Origin of the sequence: Streptococcus mitis (genome assembly GCF_002096815.1) — a bacterium.
In the GTDB taxonomy this organism is placed as follows: Bacteria; Bacillota; Bacilli; order Lactobacillales; family Streptococcaceae; genus Streptococcus; species Streptococcus mitis_AD.
The window spans coordinates 1-20,781 of the sequence record NZ_NCVJ01000015.1; the positions used below are offsets into that span (position 1 = coordinate 1).

The window sequence follows — 20,781 nt, forward strand, 5'->3', positions numbered from 1 at the left end:
CAAGAATTAAGGGTAAGGCAGTAAGCCTTCCCTGACATGGAGAGTTGGCAGAGTCAGGTTGAATGCGCCCGTTTGCTAGACGGGTGGTCGCCTACGTGCGATCCGTGGGTTCAAATCCCACACTCTCCTTTGAGTGTTTGTGTCCCAGAATGGGGTAGGCTTAGCATTCACATATTGCTCATTAACTTTAAAATGGTTGCAGAAGCGACTGGACCTCGCATGGTTGCGTAGCTAATTATATTCCGGATAAGTTATAAGCTAGAGGGTTTGATTCCCTCAGAGGTTTTAAATGACTACAAAAAAATAAATCAGAAAATTGATTTCTAATTAACACGCAAGGTAGTAGTCGTCTTGCAGTTGGAACGTAGCTCAGTTGGTGGAGCGATATGACTATAAAGGGTCTGAAACGTAGGCAGGTTCGAGTCCTGTCGTTCCAATTGCGATTTTAATTCGCAATGAGAGGTCTTAAAAAGGTCGCACATCGTGTGGCTTTTTTGTATTGGAGGTAGAACAATGAAACCACAAAGGTTGACTATGTTAAACGGCAGAAGAACCTCAGTAGACTACGACCAACGAAACGATGAGTATACTGAGTACAATCGTACTCGCTGGAAGTACGACAAGGATGTCAAGAGGTTTTATAACTCATCTATCTGGAAGCGAACGAGTAAGCAAGTCTTACTTGAATCTGATTATGTTTGTGCAATGTGTGGAGATGAAGCAACAATGACTGACCACATCGTAAGCGTTAAGAGAGATTGGTCGAGACGATTAGATCGTACTAATCTGCAAGCGAGTTGTAAGAGATGCAATGACAAGAAAGCAATCGAAGAAAAATATTCTTTTTAGTTTCTTCGAGTGTAAATGTGATGTAAATAATGTTAGTTTTGATAGCTAAATACGAATGAAATAGCAATCAAAAAAGATATAACGTAAGGGAATAGGGTGGTAATTGTACGGAAATACCCCCTTTGTTTTTGAACGGGGTATATAACGTTCGGGAATAGGAACGCCCCCCTCTTCTGTGCAAAAAATTCCGTTTTTGAAATGTCTCAGCTGTCAAAATAAGTGTAAAGGAGGTGTATTATGGGACGAAAAATGAAGATAGTCGAAACGACTAAAAGTCACCTGACAAAAGAAGAGAAAATAGCTAGAAAAACCATGCAGGAGAAGGCTTCGGACGGATTGGATGCATTGCAACTGACGCCTCCAAAACACTTTGATCCGATTGCAAAGGCAGAATACAAACGAGTCATTGAGGATTTAAGAAAGCTACCCCTTAGGAACCTAGATAGGGCAGTATTAGAAACCTACTGTACCTGGTATGCGGTCTACAAAGAAATCTCTCGTGGATTGCAAAAAGAAGGGTATGTGTATGAAACGGAAAAAGGTAAGGTTTTACCAAATAAGATGTTGTATAGTTTAGAGCGTGCTACTACTAATCTTTCAAGAGCAGCATCACAATTAGGGTTAACAGTTGATAGTCGCATGAAGTTATTCGTGCCACAAGTTGAAGAAAAGAAAGAGAGTATTTTTGATAAATTTGGTAGTTAGGAGGTGATTATGTGGAAGATGTAGCTTATCAATATGCTTTAAAAGTAGTGAATGGCGATATTATTGCAAGTAAAAAAGTTATAAAGGCTTGTAAGCGTCATTTAAGAGATTTAGGGCGTATGGATGATGGAGACTTTCCATATATTTATCTACCTGACAAAGCCAAAAATCCAATTGATTTTATCGAAATGTTGCCAGATGTCAAAACTGGGAAACCATATCCACTAGCTGATTTCCAGAAATTCATCTTGTCGAGCTTGTATGGTTGGCGAAAAAAGTCCGATACATCGATAAGGCGATTTAAAAAAGCCTTAATCAGTTTGGCCAGAAAGAACGGAAAGACTATTCTCGTTGCAGGAATTGCCCTGTACGAGTTTTTATTTGGCCGAAACCCTTCTATGAGCCGTCAGCTGTTTTGTACCGCTAATGATCGCTCTCAGGCTCGTATCGCATACGATATGATCCGTAAGCAGTTAGATGCTCTCAGGGCTCAGGATGAGGATATCAGGAAGGCTACGAAGATAGTCCGTGATGAACTTCGTAACTTGAATGATGAGAGTTATGTTCGTGCGCTAAGTCGTGATACTGGAGCGGTCGACGGTTTTGAACCGTATGTGGGTATCCTGGATGAGTTTGCAGCATCTAAAACAAATGAGATGATTGAATTGCTAGAATCCGGTCAAGGCCAGTTGGATAATCCTTTAATCTTGATTATCTCAACAGCTGGAATGAACCTGAACGCTCCGATGCACACAATCGAATATCCATACATCGAGAAGATTTTAGATGGAGACGTGATAGATGATGGCTACTTTGCTTTCATTGCAGAACAAGATAACGAAGAAGAAATAGCAGATGAAGCCAATTGGATAAAATCAAATCCAATTCTTGAAGTCGCAGCACTTCACGAAAAGATGATGGATTATCTTCGTAAACGTCGCAAGACATCATTAGAAACTGGTACGGTCAATGAAGTTTTAATCAAGAACTTTAACATGTGGAGGCAATCCTCTGAAGAATCTTATATGGATAAAGAAAGTTGGTCTAAAGCTAAGATTGATAAACCAGATACGAGAAAACGTAGAGTTTGGCTAGGTGTTGACGTAGGTAGGTCGAGTGACTTATTCTCCATTTCTCCAATGATCATGATGGATGATTACTGGTATGCAGATAGTTTTTCTTTTGTAGCTACCAAGTATGGTTTGGTCGCCAAAGAAAAACGAGACGGTGTTTCTTATACCAATCTGGAGCGAATGGGCGAATGCGAAATTACCACTCTTGAAAGTGGGGTTATCGATGATGAGCGTGTTCTTGAGAAGATTGAGGAAATGGTCTATGAGAATGACTGGGAGTTGCAAGGAATTTACTTTGACCCATATCAGTTCGGTTCGTTATTGACTATGATTGAGAAGCGACACCCTGAATGGCCGTTGACACAAATACCTCAAACAACCATGGTGTTGAATATGCCTACTAAGCAATTCCGTGATGATGTTCGATTAGGAAAAATCAAGCATAGTGGAAACCAGTTGCTAACTATGGCAGTGAATAACGCTTATACTCGTGTTGATAACAACGGTATGAGGATTGATAAGAATAAAAATAGCAATAAAATTGATCCTTTGGATGCACTTTTAGATGCTTATGCTGCTTGTTACCTGGAACCGTTCGATGGGACAGGCTACTGGACGAATGAAAAAATCTTGGAAGGAGGTTCGCTATTTTAATGTTGAAGAAAACCTTAAATCATATACACACAATATTATTGCTGATTGGAGTAGGATTTATATCTTACGGTCTTTTCTCGATTGATGAAATAACAGGATTTATAGGTTCGGGTATTCTTATATCTTTATTGGCTGCGCTTATCAATATAGAAAGGAGGTGAGAATAGAATGGCTTTTTTTCAATCTTTAGGGTCGTCAAAATTATCTTATGACGACTATATCTCTTCGGTAGTCTCGGGGAGTGCGACACCTCAGTATACTGGTATAGGCGCGCTTAAAAATAGTGATGTCTTGACTGCTGTATCTATCATAGCTGGTGATGTAGCTCGTTTTCCTTTGCTGAAAAAGGATTTAATGGGGAATATTGAATTAGATGAAGACATGAATTACCTGCTGAATGTCAAATCAACTGGCAATGCTTCGGCAAGACAGTGGAAGTTCGCAATGACGATCAATACTATCTTGACTGGTAATTCATTCTCTCGTATTCTTAGAAATCCAGTGACTGGAAAGGCAATGGAGTTTCAGTTTTTTAGACCGTCTGAAACGACGGTTGAAGAAACGAATGACCATGAGTTGATTTATACTTTCCGTGACCAACTGAGTGGTAGAGAAGTTCGATGTCATTCAGATGATGTTATTCATTGGAAATTCTTTAGTCACGACACAATACTTGGACGTTCTCCGTTGTTGTCTTTGGGAGATGAAATCAGTCTCCAAAACGGTGGAATTAACACCTTGATTAAGTTTTTCCGTGATGGTTTTTCAAGCGGAATCATTAAACTTAAAGGTGCTCAGTTGAACGGTGAAGCTAGGCAGAAAGCACGTATGGACTTCGAGAAAATGCGTGAAGGTTCAACTGGTGGAAGTCCACTTGTATTTGACGACACTCAAGAGTATACCCCTCTTGAAATTGATACCAATGTCTTGCAGTTGATTACGTCAAACAACTTTTCAACTGCCCAAATCGCTAAAGCTTTGCGAGTTCCTAGTTTCAAATTGGGAGTGAACAGTCCGAACCAGTCTGTCGCTCAATTGACGGAAGACTACGTTACCAACGATCTTCCTTTTTATTTTGACGCAATTACTAGCGAGTTAGGTTTAAAAGTGCTAGATGATGAAGAACGTAGGAAATATCGTGTTGAATTTGATACTCGTAGCGTTACAGGACGTAATGTTGATGAGTTGGTGAAACTTGTTAACAATCAAATCCTAACACCTAACCAAGCACTTATCGAACTTGGTAAAGAACGTTCTAACGATCCGAATATGGACCGCTATCTATCTAGTTTGAACTATGTATTCTTAGATAAAAAAGAAGAGTATCAAGCAATGAAAGGAGGTGAGACAAGAGATGCCGAAGAGAATCAAGATGAAGGGTCCGCTGATCTCGAATAATCAACAAGAAGTATATGATTATTTCGGAATGGAAGCGGTCAGTGCTAAATCTGTGGTTGATGCTTTCCCAGAAGATGGAAGCGATGTGGTACTAGAGGTTAACTCAAACGGTGGCTTAGTGACTGTTGGGAGTGAAATCTATACTGCATTACGTTCATATCCTGGGTGTGTCACGGTTGAAGTGACTGGGATGGCTGCAAGTGCTGCAAGTGTCGCAATCATGGGAGCAGATGCGGTTCGTATGAGTCCAACTGCTCAAATTATGATCCATAAAGCATTATTACCATGGGTTTCAGGCAATAGCGATGATTTGGAAAAAGCGTCAAATGCTTTAAAAGCAAGCGACCGAGCCATCGTTAATGCTTATGTATCTAAAACAGGCCTTGAAGAATCTGTTATCATCGACATGATGAAAAACGAGACCTTCATGAGCGCTGAAGAAGCGGTTGAAAAAGGTTTCGCTGATGAAGTAATGAACTTTGAAGACCGTGAAGCTGTTGCAAGCTTTGGAACAGGAATGTTACCACAAGCTGTTATTGATGACTTTTTTGCTAATAAAACGAGTCGTAAGAACGAAATTAAAGCAATGAAGTTAGATTTGGAAAAAGAAGAATTACTTAAAGGGCTGTAAGGCTCTTTTTTTATACCCAGAAAGGAAAAGTAAGGTATGTTTAAAGAAAAAATGAAAGAACTTAAAGCACAAATCTTAAATATTGGTGCTGAAATTACTGCTAAAACAGAAGAGTTGAAAACTCTTTTGAACGAAGGTGATCTTGAGAAGGCTCGTGAAGTGCGTGCTGAAATTGATGTTTTGAAATCTCAAAAAGCAGAAGCTGAGAACAATCTAAAAGCATATGAAACTGCAGAAGCTGGTGCTGATGTAAAAACTGTTGGACAAGCTCATAAAGTTGAAGAAGAAACTAAATCTTATCGTGAATCTGTAAATGAGTTCATCCGCTCTAAAGGTCGCATTCGAAATGAGGGCCTTCGTTTTGAGGGTAAAGATGAAGTACTTATCCCGATGAACGATATCAACCCAACATCGGATGGCTTGAAAAAAGAAAAAACTAAACCTATCACTAGTGAAGAGATCGTTACAACTCCACTTCGTGAAGTGAAGACTGTTGTAGATTTGAAGCAATTCACTACAATTCACAAAGCTACTAAAGGTTCAGGTAAATACCCTATTCTTAAACGTGCGACTGCTAAGATGGTTAGTGTTGCTGAATTGGAGAAGAATCCTGCGCTTGCTAAACCTGAATTTGGAAGTGTCGCATGGGAAGTGGCTACTTACCGTGGTGCAATTCCTGTTTCTCAAGAATCAATTGATGATGCAGACGTTGACTTGCTTGCTATTGTATCTGAAGCGATTGGTCAAATCAAAGTTAACACTACTAACGAAGCGATTGGCAACATCCTTAAAGGCTTTGAAGCTAAAACTGCAGCGGATTTGGACGCTATTAAATCAATCTTGAACGTAGACCTTGACCCTGCTTACAACGTATCGTTTGTAGTTTCTCAATCGTTCTACCAAGTTCTTGATACTTTGAAAGATAAGAACGGTCGTTACTTGCTTCAAGATTCAATCGTTTCAGCCTCTGGTAAAGCGTTCCTTGGTCATCCAGTATTCGTAGTATCAGATGAATCTCTAGGTGCTAAAGGTGAAGCTAAAGCCTTTATCGGTGACGTGACTCGTGCAGTTTTGTTTGCCGACCGTATGGATCTTGGTCTTCGTTGGGCGGATAATGAAATCTATGGTCAATACCTACAAGCAGTTATGCGCTTCGATGTCAAAAAAGCAGATGCAAAAGCTGGTTATTTCGTAACATTCACGCCCACTGTCAGCCGTTAATAAGACGGCGACTGTCGAGTTAGATAAACCAACTGCTGCAAGTACAAAGGCAGATATTATGGCTTATCTAGACAGCAAAGGTATCAGCTACAATCCTTCTAGCCTTAAACAAGATCTACTTGATTTGATTGGAGGTTAGAAATATGGATAATGAAACATTCGACTTTTTAGAAGAAGTCAAGTTATACTGCAAAATCGATTATGATTTTGAAGATGATCTATTGATTGAACTAATTGAATCTTCGAGGGAACAAATTTGTTTCGCAATCGGGAATGACTTGCAACCTAAAGATTTGGAAGGCTATGCCAAGTTCCGCCTGGCAGTAAAGAAGCAAGTGAAGGAAGAATACGAACACCGTGGAATGTCAGCGGATACCATGCGGTATCCATTGGCTAACGGTGTTTTAAACATCATTCACCAACTAAGAGCAAGGAGGGAATTAGATGAGAACTCGTAAAATGAATGTTCGCATTACTTTCTTTCAAAAAATCGGTGAGCAAAATGAAGATGGAGAAGTGTTAACCTTCAAGAAAAAATGCTTGTATACTTGTTGGGCGGAGGTTTCGAAAACTAGTATTAAGGATTTTCGTGAAGGCGCGACCGTGACGAAAGCAAGCGGTTTGCCAGAGCACAAAGACACTAAAACGTTTTTGATTCGACACCTTCCTAAATTGAAGTTTGATAATTCTTGTTATATCGATTTCGACGGACTAGAGTATAAGATTGTGGCAATTGAACGAGATTATGCGAATAAAGAAATCGACCTAGTGGCAGGAGTGATGATGTCATGACGAAAGGATTGGATCTTTGCCTTAAAAATCTCACGATACTGGAAGCCAAAGCGCCTCGAGTAGCTCGTGAAGCTGTAACAGAAGTTGCTCAAGAGTTCAAGAAAGAACTTGAAGCAAATACTCCGGTATATAAAGAGGAAACGTATTCTCGATTAAAAGAAGATGTAAAAATCAGTAATTTCAAAAGTGGTGGAGATGCACCGTCTAAGGATATCGGATATGGTCGTGCAACAGGTTGGCGTGCTAGATTTCCAGATGACGGAACAATTTATCAAAAGTCTCAAAATTTTGAGGAGAAAACGATAAATACGGTCACACCTATCGCGAAAGAAATCTATCTTGAAACTATGAAGGGGGTGTTGGGTAAATGATTGCTGAGACTGAAGCCTATAAACTTTTAGCAGCAGACGATACATTGAATCGATTGTTTAATGAGTATAGAGGTAAGGTATTTCCAGGACAATATAAACAAGGTATCTTTACCTACGATATACCTGAAAAGCCAATCAATATGAAGCAAAAAGAACTCGCTCCATTTGCGAGAATTTACTCTACTTATGAAACACCTCACGATTATGCAGATGATGCAGTTATTGCAACAGAACAGCGTATCACAATAGACTTTTGGTGCAAAAATGCTAAACAAGCGGATAATATCAACAAAAGACTAGATACGATACTAGAAAGTAACGGATTTGAACGTTATACAGCAAATGAGAAACCTCGATATATGGATAGCGATATTGGATTGTTGATGAACGTCCGCAAATATCGCTTTTTTGATTGGAGCGATCTCGAAAAAGAAAGGAAAGAAATAAATGTCTAAAGTAAAATTTGGTTTGAGCGGATTTGAGTATGGTGTTGTAACAGATAAGAATCTGGTTCCAACTTCTAAAAAAATCCCTGGTTTGAAAACAGCTAAAATTGATATCACAAATGAATTGAAAACAATTGCTGCGGATGATGGACCATACGTTGTATTGTCATCTGGTATTACAGGTACAACTCTTGAAGTAGCTTGGTTGGATTTACCAAGTGATGTTCGTAAGGATTTTTACGGAATTGAAGTGGAAAACGGAATTGAGAAGTATAGCAAGAAACTTACTCCTCAAGACATCGCTTGTCTTTTCAAAACGACTGGAGAAGACGGAAAGAAAATCTGGATCGGATTGCTTAAAGGTAAATTCTCGCTTCCAGGCATGGATTACGAAACTAAAGATGGTTCACCAGATCCTAAAAATGATACAGTGTCAGGAAGTTTCGTAGCCCGTGGAAACGAAGAAGAAGGTTTGGTTCTTATCGTTGGTCGTGAAGATAATCCTGAGTTCCAAGAAACTAAATTCCGTGAGATGGTTTTCCCAAAGGCCTAAGCGGTGCTAGTTCAGAATTAGCAGTTACCGCTGACACAGAAAGAACACTAGAACAACAGTAATAAGAGGCTTGGTTTTCCAAGCCTTTATTATTTATGAGGAAAAAGAATGTTTGAAATTAAATTTAAAAAAGCAGGTGTTTTGAAGGAATTTTCTAAAGACTATGTAAATGTTGAAGACAACTTACTAGCCTTGGAACATCAAGTCCGTCAAACCGCTCTATATGAAGTAAAAGAGGATTTGTTGAATCCAGCTAAACACCGTGAATTAAATGAAGCGTATCTGGATATGTTTGTAAAAATGTACGGTGAGCAGTTTGCTGCAGAAGATTTGAAAACTGCAAGTGTTGAAACGCTTGAAACCTTGAATGATCTCTACTTAGCTGCTTTAGGTGGTAAACAAGAAGAAAAAGAGACTACCAAGGGAAAAAAGAAGAAAAAGGATTGACGCCAAAACAAGCAAAAGAAAACTTGTTGATATGGTTTCAATCGTTGATGAGTCAAGGATATACTATCCATGATATTAAGAGCATGCGTCTATCGGATTTTGATTTGATGGTGCAGGCTTTAGAAACTAAAAATATCAAAGAGGAAGAAGAGACTACGCTCGATAAAGCCTTTCCATTCCTTTTTGGTTAGAAAGGAGAGTAAATGGCAAGTAATATTGGTGAGTTAGTCGCAACAGCAACCCTTGATGTCGCTCCTTTCCAATCGAATGTTGGAAGGTTGAAGACATACTTAAAAGGCGTCGATAATTCCCTAAAAGCTATGGAAAATAACTTTAAGGGCGCTGGCAAGAATGTCACCAACTTAAAGAGCCTTATGGATCAAACTGGTTCTGCTTTAGGCAATTACCAAAAGTTGTTAAGTTCACAAAGTGAACGATATAATGAATTAAAAGCTAGTATTGGTGATGTTTCTACGGCTAGTGATGAGCAGAAAAAGAAATTACTTGAAGCCGGTACTAGCATGACTGCAACTGCTGCTAAAGTAGCTGAGTTGAAAAATCGCTATGAAGAATTAGCCAAATCAATGAGGCAAGCCTACATAGACGATAGTGCGTTTACTAAGTTTGGAAAAAGCGCTCAAGAATTGGGTAATAAATTCAAAAACGTTGGTGAAAGTGTATCTGGTTTCGGTTCTGCTTTAACCAAGGGTGTGACTGCCCCTATTGTAGCTGGAGCAGGGATAGCTTTGAAAGCGGCAATCGATTATGAAAGTGCCTTCGCTGGTGTTAAAAAGACAGTAGACGGAACACCTCAACAATTTGAAAAACTCAGCGCTAGCATTCGGAATATGGCAAAAGAAATGCCAGCTAGTGCTACAGAAATTGCTGCAGTCGCTGAAGCGGCAGGGCAGTTGGGTGTACCGATTGGTTCAATCGAAGGTTTCACTAAAACCATGATTAACCTTGGTGTATCTACTAACTTGAGTGCTGAAGAAGCTGCAACGTCTATCGCTAAAATCGGTAATATCATGCAAGTTTCAGGAGATGATCTTGACAGTTGGTCTGCTAAATTCGGTGCAACCGTCGTTGGTTTGGGGAATAATTTCGCGACAACTGAAAGCGACATTGTCAACATGGCCAATCGTCTTGCAGCATCAGGTAAAATAGCTGGATTGACTACGCCTGAAATCTTAGGTCTATCAACTGCAATGAGTTCGGTTGGTATTGAGGCTGAAGCTGGTGGTACAGCAATGACTCAAACGCTCACAGGTATTTCTAACGCTGTATCAGAAGGCGGAGAAAAATTGAAAATCTACGCTGATACAGCTGGAGTAACTGCGGAACAATTTGCAGAAAAATGGAGAACCAAGCCTGCTGAAGCTTTGCAAGACTTTATAAAAGGTCTTGGTAAGGCTAGTGAAAGCGGGAAAGATACTAACAAGATTTTGGAGCAACTTGGTCTAACAGGTATCCGACAATCTAACATGTTAAAATCTTTGGGTCTTGCGGCTGAAACAATGGGCAAGGCAGTTGGACTAGCGAATAGCGAATGGGAAAAAGGTACTGCATTAACAGACGAAGCGAATAAACGTTACGAGACAATGCAATCCAAACTTCAAATGCTCAAGAACCAATTGACAGATGTCGCAATTGAATTTGGAGGTCCGTTATTAGATGCACTAAAAGACGGATTAGAAGCAGCAAAACCTTGGATAAGTACACTAGCAGATTTGGCTAAGCAATTCAGTTCCATGTCAAGAGAACAACAACAGAACATCATTAAATGGGGATTGGCGTTAGCTGCTATAGGTCCATTTTTTAAAATTTTAGGTGGTGGTATATCTACTATTGGTGGTCTGATTAAAGCTATAGGTGGTCTATCTAGAGGAATTGGGTTCTTGAGTGGTTCACTCAAGTATTTAAAAGATTTTAAGTTTGCAGCAGGCGCGATGAAAGCATTCGCTGGATCAGCAGGAGCAGTTGAAACTGCAGCGGCAGGAGCAGCATCGAATACAGGATTATTATCTGGTGCGTTTGGGGCATTAGCAAACCCAATCGGGGCTCTTGTAGGTGGTACTGCACTCCTTGCAGCAGGACTCGTCTACTTAGGAAATAAGAAAGACGAAGCCCGAATCAAAACAGAGGAATTCGGTTCTCAATTAAGCGATACTGCTACCAAAGATTTAAGAGATTTCCAAACCAAGGTTGATGAAACAAGCACTGCAGTAGCCAACTTCGGAACACACGCAGGAGATGCTGAAAAGGTATCTGAATCATTTAGAAAGCTTCATGAAGAGGTTGCTTCAGGAGCAGAAAAAGCTAGTCAGCGTATGGAAGAATTAGCCAAAAAATGGGGTATTAGTGATGAAGCAATCGCTAATATGAAAGCAAAAAATGAGCAAGTTGTTTCAAATACCGACGCAATGGCTAATCAGGTTAGCGAAATTTACAAACGTCATAACGGAGATGCTAGCAAGTTTTCTCAAGAAGAAAAAGAAATCGTCTTAAACAACCAAAAAGAGATGGTTAAAGCTAGAATCGAAATGATGGAATTATCTGGCGAACAACAGAAGGCGGCAATTCAAGCCTTAAATGGAGAGATTAGCACCCTAAACGAGACCCAGCTAAAACATACTAAAGATGTTTTGAAGAAGGCTCTTGATGAAGAGAACCAATTGTACAAAACGTCAAAAGATGAGTTAAAACAACTGTTGGACGGTAAAGTTCTTGATAAAGAAACGTACAATAAAAAACTACAAACGTTGGAAACTAATCATCAACAGACGATGGAGGCTTTAGGGGTTAAGTATTACCAGGTTATGCAGAATCTTGACGCAAAACTTAAAGCAAGAACTGGTCAAAGCTGGAATTACTGGGAAGAAGCTAAAAAAGTCCTTGAGGAATACGGTCTATCTTATGAAATGATTGGTCAAAAAGCTGCAGAAGCATCTCAAAAAATGGGCGATTCTCATAGTATCCTAGCTAAATATACTAGTGATATGAGCAAAGAGACAAGAGAAGCAAATGACGCTTGGTCTTTGTTGGTTGGTAATATCAATGAAAACGGTAATTTTGAAGTTAAATCCAACGTTAAAGAAGTTATCGGAGAAGCTACTAAGTCTGCTGAAGGTTGGGAACAACTGCAATTTATTGCCAAAAATGCCAATTTAAATTCAAATGCCCGAGTAACGATTGCTGAAGCCCTTGTTGAATCCGGCAAATGGTCAAGTATGACCTTGGAAGAGAAACAAATTATTGTAGATAATAAAGCTGGATTGCAAGCTATTTTTGATAGCGAAAGTAACTTAAAAGCTTGGAATAGTATGCCTGCTCATATCAAAGAACTCTTCTTAAAGAATGAGAGTGCTGTCAATAGCGCTACTGAGGCAACAAGACTATTAAGCGAATATAATGCACTGACACCGACTCAAAAAGAATTATTGGCAAATAGTCAATCTTTCCAAACAGAAGTAGCAAATGCCAAAGCTGGTCTATCTTTATGGAATGAAGCTTCTGTGTTTGTAAAAAATCTGACAGCGGATTCTTCTAATTTTACAAGCACTTTGAACAATGCCAATATTGGTTTGAACTATTGGAATGCTTTATTCCCGGCACCTAAACCGTTGCAAGCGGAAGATAAAACCGCAGAAGCAGTAGCAAGCGCCCAAGCTAGCGTAAACTCGCCTGCGCAAACTTCTCCTATCAGCATTAACGCCACTGATGAAACAGGAGGAGCTTCACAATCGGCTGCGCTGAGCGTTAACTCTCCTTATCAATTAAAACCAATTGATATTAACGCTGTAGATTTGACAGGAACTCCTTCAGCAGCTGCAAGCACGGGGGTGAACGCAGTTAAGCAAAATAGCCCGATTGATATTAACGCTACAAACAAGACGCAAGGAGAAGCATCAGCTGCAAGCAACGCGGTTAATTCCGTTAAACAGAATAGTCCAATAGGAATCAATGCTACGAACAATACTGGTGGGGTGATTAGTTCGGTTTGGAACGCTATTTCTTCATTACCAGCTTTTAAGTTTATTGATATCATCACACGTCATTTTACTGAACGGCATGCTAAAGGTACGGATAATCACCTTGGTGGTCTTGCTATGGTCAACGACCAACGAGGGACGCTGTATAAAGAGTTGATTACACTACCTGACGGAACTTCATTTATTCCAGAGGGTCGTAACGTAACCTTACCTCTACCTCCTGGCACGAAGGTCATGAAGGCTGGTGATACTAGAACGTTGATGAACCGCTTAGGTATGCCGAACTATGAAAAAGGGATTGGTTTTGAAGATACTAAACTTTCTCATTTAACCCGTCGCATTCGTGATATCAATACTAGCAGTCGTTCAAATGAACAAGCGAGAACAATCTACACAGTTAATAATACGAACAATCAAGACCAATCTATCATAAGAGAATTGGTTGATTTAAAAGCTAGCGTTGAAAATCTGCTCGGTAAATTGCTAGAAAAAGATTTCAATACGTATCTTGATGGTAAGGCGATTGCTGAAAACTCATATCGTTATCAAGGAAATATCATAGGAAGAGAGGGATTGTGATGACAAATTATTTAAAAATAAATGATTTTTCAACAACGGCATTTAAGCATTGTGTAGTTATGGATTTTGGAACAATCCATGCGAGCCCTCGATTCGCGGAACAGCTCAAACCATACGGAACGAATGGTAGCTATAATGTTGTTGATGGCGCATTTGAGAATTACGACAGAACTATCCGGATATTCTTTGAACGTTTTTCAGATTTAGCAACGCTTGTTGAAAAATTTAAAGCGGTTGATAATAAGCTTGAATTTAGTTATCAACCCGACGCTTTCTTTTATGCCGATTTATTAGATACAGAAATAACCGTAAGAGGTATGTATGGCTGGGAATTAGCTATTAAGTTAGATATGCAACCATTCCGCTATCAGAAAAGTGTTGAACCTTTAATCTTCACATCAAGTGGAAGCATTAACAATCCAGGTTCCGTCTATAGTGAGCCAGTAATTGAGATTGAAGGAGACGGTGATATCTCCTTGACGATCGGGCGGACAACTATGCACTTAACCATTAGACAAAAAGTGACCATTGATTGTAGACATAAGAAGCAGAATATCTACAATGCAGATGGTGTGGTTCAAAATACTCTACGGAAACGTGGTGGTTTCTTTGAATTGACAGTAGGTAATAATGGTCTGGTCTTTACTGGTACCGTTCGTAAAGTCACGGTTCGGCCAAATTGGAGGTACATCTTATGATTTATCTTACAGAAGGCAACATGCCTTTGAATGAGGCCTATAACGATGAAATTGTTCAGGAGCGAAACAATACCTATCAATTAACGTTTAGATTTCCTACATCGGATCTCAAGTGGGAATTGCTGAAAGAGGAAACTTTCTTGACTGCAGATGACCTGCATGGCGAGCAAGATTTTTATATTTTTGAGGTTGAAAAGCAACAAGGATATATCCAAGTCTATGCCAATCAAGTTTTTAGTCTTTTAAACAACTATGTGGTAAATCCTATCTCATTGGATAGACAGACTGGTTCGACTGCCTTGAGTCGTTTTGCCGGAAGCATCACTCGTGATAATCCGTTCTCGTTCTTTTCAGATATTGAAGATAGACATACCTTTAATATCGATTCTAAAAATGCTATGGAGGCATTTGCGAAAGACAAGCACTCTATCCTTGGCCAGTGGGGCGGGGATTTAGTCAGACATGGCTATCAGGTTCGGCTTTTGAAAAATGGCGGTTCAGAAAATGAATCGCTTTTTATGTACAAGAAAAACCTGTCTAGCTATCAACACAAGACCTCTACCAAGTCTTTAAGAACTCGCATCACTTTTAAAACGACAATTAAAGGCGAGGGAGAGAAAGCGCCTGACAAGCATTACTCAGTCACTATTGAAAGTTCGCTCATTAACAAGTACAGTCAAATCTATGAAGATGTGGTTGAGGTTAATGATCAGGACGTGAAAGATGAAGCGAGCCTACGCAAGTACGGTGAGCAGTATTTCAGAACAACTTTATGCGACATGTTGGAAGATAGCCTTGAGATTGAGGTTGTCGGCCAGAGTGATGTACCTGTTCAAATGTTCGATGTGGTCAGTATTTACCATGAAGGCTTTGGCCTTGATGTTCGTAAGAAGATTACAAAATACACCTATTCGCCAATGGCTAAAAAATTAAAATCAATCGGTTTTGGTCAATTCAAGTCTGGTCTTGCGAGCGCGATTGGCAACATGATCAGTGACGCATTGAAGAATGAAACCCAAGGATTGTTAGGTAGTGTTGATGCACAGATTGCTAAGGAACTGAGAAATGCAGATTTGGCTTTTGACCGAAAAAAAGAAGAATTAGTCAATCAGTTCACAGATGAGTTGAATGCTACCAAAGCCAAAGCTGAAGAAGTCAAACGTCAAATCGCTGATGAAATCGACAAGAAGTTTCAGTCGTTCGATAATGCAGCAATCAATGAAGCTAGACGAAAGGCAGAAGAAGCTTTGAGAAGTGCTGGAGCAAGCAATTCACTTGCTGAAGAAGCCAAGCGGATTAGCGAGCGAGCTAAAACTCAAATCGACAATCTAAAGTCCTCTTCACAGACTGCTATTGAGCAGATTGAAGCTTTCAAGACTCAGTACGGCACTAAGCTTAATGAAGTTAAAAACACTGCAGACGGTCTATTTACTAAAATGGGCGCGATTGAAACTTACATCAGTAAAGACGGCCAGCGACAAGAGAGCCTGCAGCGTTATGCAAGAGACGAGAGTGCTCGTCAAGCGTCTGCAATTCGTGAGCAGATATCCAGAGACTACGTTGGGAAATCGACCTATCAAGAGGATGTGAGAGGTCTTGAGCGTCGTTTCAGTGCGATAAGCACGCAGACGAACAATGATATCGCTACAAAAATAACTCAGTACAAGCAGACGGTTGATGGCCAATTTGCAAGTATCACATCGCAGATCGCTGGCAAGGCTAATCAGACGGACTTCCAACGTGTGAAGGAAACAAGTCAGCTCTATGAGCGTATTATCGGTAGAAATGAGAACGACATCTCTAACAAGGTTGCTCGCATGGCGCTGACGAATCAATTGTTTCAGGTTGAAGTCGCTAAAAGCATTGGAATCGATAATAACTTAATTGTCCGTTCGAAATCGATGGACAGGCATACGCTTGTTAATGAAGGCAATACTAAGAGAGTTTTTGTGAATAACGGTATATTTACCATTCGATGCACTGGAAATTCAGGGTATACATTTGCGGGATTCACGTTACCACTTTACATCGATAGGATGGCCAGAGGTGAGACCTATACTCTTAATTTTAAGTATCGCATTATGGGACGATTGGACCATAATTTCACGGTGGCTGCTAAGAATCACCAAGCGAACGAAACAATTTTCGCTTCAGATGTAGCAACAAGCTCAATTGCGGTTTCAAGCAATTGGCAAGAGTTCAACGAAACATACACTATTTCCAAAGATTTTGAATTTGGGAATAGTGATAAATATCCACTTTATTTTTATTTAGCCCGAAATGGCTGGGTAGAAATCAAAGAGATTATGCTCGTTCGTGCTTCTCAAACGAACGGATATAAAGCCAGTCAATTTGATGATATGTCCGAAGCCGTTCGCACGGTTCAAAGTCAACTGGACGGCTCTTGGGCGATTCAAAATCTGACCAGTGCAGGTTCAATCGTTTCGCAAATCAATGCAACGAATAACCAGATATTGATTGAAGCTGCAAAAATTAGACTCAAAGGTAAGACCTTGCTTGATGAACTCACGGCTATTCAGGGATATTTCAAGCGTTTATTTGTTGGTGAAGGTAATTTTGCTAAGCTGAATGCTGAAATTATTGGCTCAAACACTATCACAGCAGACAAGCTCATCATGGACCAGGCTATGGCTCGGTTGTTCGTTTCAAGTAACATCTTCACAGATATGCTTGCTGCTAAGGAAGCTTTCATCAACAAGCTTCGTTCAGTCGTAGTCACGGCGACCTTTCTAGAAGGTTTTCAAGGTAAAATTGGAGGTTTCAGATTTGGTCAGTACGCAAACAGAAATGGATATTTCATAACAGGAATTAACTCTGTCAGTATTGGGATGGGGAACGGAACGAACGCCGGTGCGAACAGAAACGCATTTTGGGCAAACTGGGGTGAAAGTTTAGACACCCCTGGCCCCAAGGCCTGGTATGTCAACACAGACGGGAAGATGTATTGTAGAAATGATGTGGATTTCTATTCGAAAGTGGATTTCGCAAGCACATCAAAGGTTAATTTCTACTCCAAAATCAATGCACCGAAAGGGATATGGATTGCTTCCGATGACATAAATGGCGAAGGGGATAATCCCGACGGTGGCTATAATCGAGTCGTTTGGTGGAGTCAGATCGTCACTGGAAAATGGAGACAACATGCTGGAATCACAACCGGCTCAGATAGAAAATTGAAAGAAAATATCGAACCTACACAGGTCAAGGCGCTGGACAAAATAAATGCCTTGAATTTAGTAGCATTTGACTATATCAAGGATAAGACACATGAAGAAATCGGTCTGATTGCGCAGGAGGTGTTAAATATTATCCCTGGTTCTGTCGAGAAATATGAGGGCGAGGATAACTATTTAACAATCAATTACTCAAAATTCGTACCTTATTTAATTAAGGCTATTCAAGAATTGAACGAAAAAATAGAAAGAAGAACAGCATGAATGAAACATTGGATCAATTAGTGATGAATTCACTAGCGATTAAATTGGCCAAATGCGAGCTTGAATCGGCTCAAAATGAGGCGTTTTACCAACTCGCAACAAGCGAATTACAAGCAATGAATGAGGTGCTGGAATACGACCCGGCTCTCAAAGAACTATTTGAAGAAATTAAAGCTAAAATGCAAAAAGGAGAATAGAACATGACACAAACTTATGAATTAGCAAATAACCCTTACTACCGCCAACCAGAAAATGTCACAATCGTGACAATCAAGAAAGAGCATGGCCAACGCTATAGCTACGAGCAGGCAGGATTGTCTGGAGACCGCACGCATGAAGGTCAAGAAGTGCTTATTCAAGCGGTGCTTGATGTTGTAAAAGCTGAACTGGACCCTGCAAGCGCAATCGTTCAAACGCAAGCGAAATTGGAAGAAGCGACTCATAAACTTGCTGAAACTGAAGCGAAACAGACTGCTACTGATGAAGCAGTTAAGCATAACCAAGCTGAAACCGACCGTTATGGTAAAATCATCCATGCGGTCGTTTTAAATGCTGTAGCTGGCAAGACAATCGCTTATGGAACCAACTACAAGGAGTTGGTAGAGTTGATTCCACTTGCTGAAGTTGGTAAGCATTATATGCCACATGACTTGATTACCATTGAAGACCCTAACCATGCGGAAGTGAACGGTGAAGGTAAGCGTGTATTGGTTCAACTTAACCGTGAGTTCACATATAACGGTGAACCTGTCAGCGACTTTGCTCGCAACGGTCGTCTTGAACTTGACGGAACAGGTGCAGCATGGAAGTTTGAACCTAAAGAATAGAGGTGACTATGCCAGAATATGAGCATTTAATTTTGCAAATCTTCATATCTCTTATCCCTGTGATTGGTCTTTATTTTTCGATGAAAGACAGAGCGACAAAACAAGAGAATCGCATCACAATTATGGAAAAAGACATCGAGAACTTGCACGAATTTAAAACATCAGCCAATAAACGTCTGGATAACCACGACGAACAGAACAAGGCGATCTTGGTTCTGGCTGAGCAGGTTAAATCATTAGGTGAAGATGTTAGAGAGTTGAAAGCATTGATACAGAATAAAAATTAAGAAAGGAACAAAGAATGGCTTATGTTCTTAATTCAACGAATCTCGAACAAGTGGACGGTGGATTTTTAGTTAAGCAGGGCGATGTGGCTTCCACATTTGCCTTTTCTTTGCTTGACGAAAACCATGAGCCGATTCCACATCTTGAAGGACAAGAGGCATCTATCACGTTGACGAGAGGTCAGGAGCAATTACGCAAGACGGCAGTCGTGACAAATGGCGCAGTTGCCTTCAATTTGGGCATGATTTTACCTGCTGGCTTATATCGAATCGAGGTATCAGTGGGTGGATATACATTCCCAAGTGACGACTCGACTCAAATCCGAATCACAAAATCGGATAAGAATCTGGTCACAGAGGAAATCCATGCTCTAAGAGAGTTGGATATTGCAGAAGAAATTAAAAAACAGCTTGCAGAAAAAACTGCAAGTGGTGATGGCATAGTGAGTCAGGAAATTCCAGACCTACTAATGTACTACAATATTGGAAAGGTATGATAAATTATGGATACAAGTAAACTGATTGCATTCGCTTCTGCATTAGGAGCGGATAACAAGACAATGATGCAGTTGATCAATACAAAGATTGACAATGCTACTTTAATGCAGGCCATCGAGCAGGCTAAAACCGCAGTTAAGGCTGATATTCTAGGCGATGGAGTCCCTGAAAATCTTGATACGCTTAAAGAAATTGCTGAAAAGATTGCTGCAATGAGTGGCGATACTGAAGGCGCAGTCGTGCAAAAATTGGCTGACCTCGGCCGTCGTATTGACGAGTTTGCAAACCTTGACCTTGTCGCAACCTATAACGCAGCGAAAGCGTGATTACTATGAGCAATTTAGAGGAATTTGCTCAGGCGGTTGGCCGTGATGTCAAACGATTCGAAAAGGATTACACAAGCAAAGCAGAGCTTGAAGCGAAAGATTTTGTTGAAGGGAAAACAGAATATCAAATCTTGAAGCATCAAGTTGAAGAATTGACCAAGCAAAACAAGGCATTGCAGGAGCAATTAGCTCTTGTTAAGCCTGCACCAAGACGGGCGCCGATGGCATATACTATTGACTTAAACAGTAACCCTCCAATCGCATGGTTTGATAATGGTTGTGGTCTAGATGTCGGAGGGAACCTTGCTCTTTTAGGTAAGGATAGATTCAAATCGTTGGATACCAACTCTCCTGGTTGGGATTTCCCAAATGCAGTCATTAGAACATCAATGGGAATCATTAACGTTGATGTTTGGAAAAAAGCGAATTTTGATTATTGGGGTGATGGAATCAGAGTGTTGTATCCGATAAAATCTTCAGATGATTACGATTGGACCAACGCAAGATTGTCAGAACAAGGCAATGTGGCTTCTTGGCGATGGAATAATCAAAAAAACGCAATTCGTATCATGTATGAATTAGGTATTTGGGATGCTAAAACCGTTGAAAGCTTAGGCGCAGTAAAGCGCTAGAAAGGAAAAATATATGACACAATTTAATGAATTGATTATCGCTTTTGCTACAGGCTTTTTAACAGTAGCAACAGGCAGTATCGTAAAAGCAGTAAAAGAGTATCTTTTGCGAAAAGGTGGAGAAAAAGCGGTAAAAATCGCTGAAATTCTAGCTAAAAACGCGGTGCATGCCGTTGAGCAGGTAGCTTCAGAAACTGGCTATAAAGGCGAGGAGAAGCTGGAACAGGCTCGTGATAAAGTCCGAGCAGAGCTTACCAAATACAACATCAGCATGACTGACAAGGACTTAGATACCTTTGTTGAGTCGGCAGTGAAGCAGATGAACGATGCATGGAAAGGAGAATAAA

General features: G+C 40.2%; 24 protein-coding genes and 2 tRNA genes. All 26 read left to right on the forward strand.

From position 1 onward, the window contains the following. Nucleotides 1-38 precede the first annotated feature (38 nt). The 26 genes from B7696_RS00280 (at nt 39) to B7696_RS00400 (ending at nt 20,780) form a co-directional block, all read left to right on the forward strand. Nucleotides 39-129: transfer RNA gene (locus B7696_RS00280), tRNA-Ser, on the forward strand. A gap of 229 nt (nt 130-358) precedes the next feature. Further along, a tRNA-OTHER gene (locus B7696_RS00285) sits at nt 359-437 on the forward strand. Nucleotides 438-513: 76 nt separating this feature from the next. Next, nucleotides 514-849: an HNH endonuclease gene (locus tag B7696_RS00290; protein ID WP_084861500.1), complete on the forward strand. Its 336-nt coding sequence runs from the start codon at nt 514-516 to the stop codon at nt 847-849. Nucleotides 850-1,086: 237 nt separating this feature from the next. After that, nucleotides 1,087-1,554, forward strand: a complete 468-nt coding sequence (locus B7696_RS00295; protein ID WP_084861501.1) for a phage terminase small subunit P27 family — start codon at nt 1,087-1,089, stop codon at nt 1,552-1,554. An 11-nt stretch (nt 1,555-1,565) separates the two neighbouring features. Then, nucleotides 1,566-3,281 (forward strand): terminase large subunit, encoded by a 1,716-nt coding sequence (locus B7696_RS00300; RefSeq protein WP_084861503.1) that lies wholly within the window; start codon nt 1,566-1,568, stop codon nt 3,279-3,281. Continuing rightward, entirely contained in the window at nt 3,281-3,442 is a 162-nt protein-coding gene (locus B7696_RS10290) for a hypothetical protein (RefSeq protein ID WP_158086156.1), read from the forward strand. The genes B7696_RS00300 and B7696_RS10290 overlap by 1 nt, the downstream gene beginning before the upstream one ends. Before the next feature lie 7 nt (nt 3,443-3,449). Then, entirely contained in the window at nt 3,450-4,679 is a 1,230-nt protein-coding gene (locus tag B7696_RS00305; RefSeq protein WP_084861505.1) for a phage portal protein, read from the forward strand. Next, on the forward strand, nt 4,636-5,310 hold the full coding sequence (locus tag B7696_RS00310; protein ID WP_084861507.1) for a head maturation protease, ClpP-related: 675 nt from the start codon (nt 4,636-4,638) through the stop codon (nt 5,308-5,310). Before B7696_RS00305 ends, B7696_RS00310 begins: the two co-directional genes overlap by 44 nt. A 36-nt stretch (nt 5,311-5,346) precedes the next feature. Next, nucleotides 5,347-6,531: a phage major capsid protein gene (locus B7696_RS00315; RefSeq protein WP_084861509.1), complete on the forward strand. Its 1,185-nt coding sequence runs from the start codon at nt 5,347-5,349 to the stop codon at nt 6,529-6,531. Between the two features lie 143 nt (nt 6,532-6,674). Next, nucleotides 6,675-6,989, forward strand: coding sequence for a head-tail connector protein (locus B7696_RS00320; protein ID WP_084861510.1), 315 nt, complete (start codon nt 6,675-6,677; stop codon nt 6,987-6,989). Beyond that, a complete protein-coding gene (locus tag B7696_RS00325) occupies nt 6,976-7,323 on the forward strand; it encodes a head-tail adaptor protein (RefSeq protein ID WP_084861512.1) in 348 nt (115 codons plus the stop codon). The genes B7696_RS00320 and B7696_RS00325 overlap by 14 nt, the downstream gene beginning before the upstream one ends. After that, complete coding sequence (locus tag B7696_RS00330; RefSeq protein ID WP_084861514.1) at nt 7,320-7,694, forward strand: HK97-gp10 family putative phage morphogenesis protein; 375 nt, start codon at nt 7,320-7,322, stop codon at nt 7,692-7,694. Before B7696_RS00325 ends, B7696_RS00330 begins: the two co-directional genes overlap by 4 nt. Further along, nucleotides 7,691-8,149: a hypothetical protein gene (locus B7696_RS00335; RefSeq protein ID WP_084861516.1), complete on the forward strand. Its 459-nt coding sequence runs from the start codon at nt 7,691-7,693 to the stop codon at nt 8,147-8,149. The genes B7696_RS00330 and B7696_RS00335 overlap by 4 nt, the downstream gene beginning before the upstream one ends. Further along, on the forward strand, nt 8,142-8,693 hold the full coding sequence (locus B7696_RS00340) for a major tail protein (RefSeq protein ID WP_084861517.1): 552 nt from the start codon (nt 8,142-8,144) through the stop codon (nt 8,691-8,693). The genes B7696_RS00335 and B7696_RS00340 overlap by 8 nt, the downstream gene beginning before the upstream one ends. A 108-nt stretch (nt 8,694-8,801) precedes the next feature. After that, nucleotides 8,802-9,140, forward strand: a complete 339-nt coding sequence (locus B7696_RS00345) for a hypothetical protein (protein WP_084861519.1) — start codon at nt 8,802-8,804, stop codon at nt 9,138-9,140. After that, on the forward strand, nt 9,137-9,331 hold the full coding sequence (locus B7696_RS00350; RefSeq protein WP_084861521.1) for a hypothetical protein: 195 nt from the start codon (nt 9,137-9,139) through the stop codon (nt 9,329-9,331). The genes B7696_RS00345 and B7696_RS00350 overlap by 4 nt, the downstream gene beginning before the upstream one ends. Before the next feature lie 87 nt (nt 9,332-9,418). Next, a complete protein-coding gene (locus B7696_RS00355) occupies nt 9,419-13,711 on the forward strand; it encodes a phage tail tape measure protein (protein WP_239822182.1) in 4,293 nt (1,430 codons plus the stop codon). Next, entirely contained in the window at nt 13,711-14,409 is a 699-nt protein-coding gene (locus B7696_RS00360; protein WP_084861524.1) for a phage tail protein, read from the forward strand. The genes B7696_RS00355 and B7696_RS00360 overlap by 1 nt, the downstream gene beginning before the upstream one ends. Further along, nucleotides 14,406-17,867 carry a phage tail spike protein gene (locus B7696_RS00365; RefSeq protein ID WP_084861526.1) on the forward strand — a complete coding sequence of 1,154 codons (3,462 nt, stop codon included), beginning with the start codon at nt 14,406-14,408 and terminating at the stop codon, nt 17,865-17,867. The genes B7696_RS00360 and B7696_RS00365 overlap by 4 nt, the downstream gene beginning before the upstream one ends. Further along, nucleotides 17,864-18,064, forward strand: coding sequence for a hypothetical protein (locus B7696_RS00370; protein WP_084861528.1), 201 nt, complete (start codon nt 17,864-17,866; stop codon nt 18,062-18,064). Before B7696_RS00365 ends, B7696_RS00370 begins: the two co-directional genes overlap by 4 nt. 3 nt (nt 18,065-18,067) lie before the next feature. After that, on the forward strand, nt 18,068-18,694 hold the full coding sequence (locus B7696_RS00375) for a hypothetical protein (protein ID WP_084861529.1): 627 nt from the start codon (nt 18,068-18,070) through the stop codon (nt 18,692-18,694). Nucleotides 18,695-18,702: 8 nt separating this feature from the next. Continuing rightward, nucleotides 18,703-18,981 (forward strand): DUF7365 family protein, encoded by a 279-nt coding sequence (locus tag B7696_RS00380; protein ID WP_084861531.1) that lies wholly within the window; start codon nt 18,703-18,705, stop codon nt 18,979-18,981. A gap of 14 nt (nt 18,982-18,995) precedes the next feature. Continuing rightward, nucleotides 18,996-19,475 (forward strand): carboxypeptidase-like regulatory domain-containing protein, encoded by a 480-nt coding sequence (locus tag B7696_RS00385; protein WP_084861533.1) that lies wholly within the window; start codon nt 18,996-18,998, stop codon nt 19,473-19,475. 6 nt (nt 19,476-19,481) lie between these two features. Further along, nucleotides 19,482-19,802: a hypothetical protein gene (locus tag B7696_RS00390; RefSeq protein ID WP_084861535.1), complete on the forward strand. Its 321-nt coding sequence runs from the start codon at nt 19,482-19,484 to the stop codon at nt 19,800-19,802. A 5-nt stretch (nt 19,803-19,807) separates the two neighbouring features. Continuing rightward, nucleotides 19,808-20,434 carry a hypothetical protein gene (locus B7696_RS00395; RefSeq protein ID WP_192856263.1) on the forward strand — a complete coding sequence of 209 codons (627 nt, stop codon included), beginning with the start codon at nt 19,808-19,810 and terminating at the stop codon, nt 20,432-20,434. Nucleotides 20,435-20,447: 13 nt separating this feature from the next. Beyond that, nucleotides 20,448-20,780 carry a phage holin gene (locus tag B7696_RS00400; RefSeq protein ID WP_084861539.1) on the forward strand — a complete coding sequence of 111 codons (333 nt, stop codon included), beginning with the start codon at nt 20,448-20,450 and terminating at the stop codon, nt 20,778-20,780. The last annotated feature ends 1 nt before the right edge of the window (nt 20,781 follow it).

What these genes read in the sequence shown, in the direction of transcription:
- B7696_RS00370 (WP_084861528.1), top strand. Translation starts at nt 17,864, where the DNA reads ATGAATGAAACATTGGATCAATTAGTGATGAATTCACTAGCGATTAAA.
- B7696_RS00400 (WP_084861539.1), top strand. Translation starts at nt 20,448, where the DNA reads ATGACACAATTTAATGAATTGATTATCGCTTTTGCTACAGGCTTTTTA.
- B7696_RS00315 (WP_084861509.1), top strand. Translation starts at nt 5,347, where the DNA reads ATGTTTAAAGAAAAAATGAAAGAACTTAAAGCACAAATCTTAAATATT.
- B7696_RS00365 (WP_084861526.1), top strand. Translation starts at nt 14,406, where the DNA reads ATGATTTATCTTACAGAAGGCAACATGCCTTTGAATGAGGCCTATAAC.
- B7696_RS00360 (WP_084861524.1), top strand. Translation starts at nt 13,711, where the DNA reads ATGACAAATTATTTAAAAATAAATGATTTTTCAACAACGGCATTTAAG.
- B7696_RS00325 (WP_084861512.1), top strand. Translation starts at nt 6,976, where the DNA reads ATGAGAACTCGTAAAATGAATGTTCGCATTACTTTCTTTCAAAAAATC.
- B7696_RS00335 (WP_084861516.1), top strand. Translation starts at nt 7,691, where the DNA reads ATGATTGCTGAGACTGAAGCCTATAAACTTTTAGCAGCAGACGATACA.
- B7696_RS00390 (WP_084861535.1), top strand. Translation starts at nt 19,482, where the DNA reads ATGGATACAAGTAAACTGATTGCATTCGCTTCTGCATTAGGAGCGGAT.
- B7696_RS00375 (WP_084861529.1), top strand. Translation starts at nt 18,068, where the DNA reads ATGACACAAACTTATGAATTAGCAAATAACCCTTACTACCGCCAACCA.
- B7696_RS00310 (WP_084861507.1), top strand. Translation starts at nt 4,636, where the DNA reads ATGCCGAAGAGAATCAAGATGAAGGGTCCGCTGATCTCGAATAATCAA.
- B7696_RS00345 (WP_084861519.1), top strand. Translation starts at nt 8,802, where the DNA reads ATGTTTGAAATTAAATTTAAAAAAGCAGGTGTTTTGAAGGAATTTTCT.
- B7696_RS00385 (WP_084861533.1), top strand. Translation starts at nt 18,996, where the DNA reads ATGGCTTATGTTCTTAATTCAACGAATCTCGAACAAGTGGACGGTGGA.
- B7696_RS00295 (WP_084861501.1), top strand. Translation starts at nt 1,087, where the DNA reads ATGGGACGAAAAATGAAGATAGTCGAAACGACTAAAAGTCACCTGACA.
- B7696_RS00305 (WP_084861505.1), top strand. Translation starts at nt 3,450, where the DNA reads ATGGCTTTTTTTCAATCTTTAGGGTCGTCAAAATTATCTTATGACGAC.
- B7696_RS10290 (WP_158086156.1), top strand. Translation starts at nt 3,281, where the DNA reads ATGTTGAAGAAAACCTTAAATCATATACACACAATATTATTGCTGATT.
- B7696_RS00330 (WP_084861514.1), top strand. Translation starts at nt 7,320, where the DNA reads ATGACGAAAGGATTGGATCTTTGCCTTAAAAATCTCACGATACTGGAA.
- B7696_RS00290 (WP_084861500.1), top strand. Translation starts at nt 514, where the DNA reads ATGAAACCACAAAGGTTGACTATGTTAAACGGCAGAAGAACCTCAGTA.
- B7696_RS00340 (WP_084861517.1), top strand. Translation starts at nt 8,142, where the DNA reads ATGTCTAAAGTAAAATTTGGTTTGAGCGGATTTGAGTATGGTGTTGTA.
- B7696_RS00320 (WP_084861510.1), top strand. Translation starts at nt 6,675, where the DNA reads ATGGATAATGAAACATTCGACTTTTTAGAAGAAGTCAAGTTATACTGC.
- B7696_RS00395 (WP_192856263.1), top strand. Translation starts at nt 19,808, where the DNA reads ATGAGCAATTTAGAGGAATTTGCTCAGGCGGTTGGCCGTGATGTCAAA.
- B7696_RS00380 (WP_084861531.1), top strand. Translation starts at nt 18,703, where the DNA reads ATGCCAGAATATGAGCATTTAATTTTGCAAATCTTCATATCTCTTATC.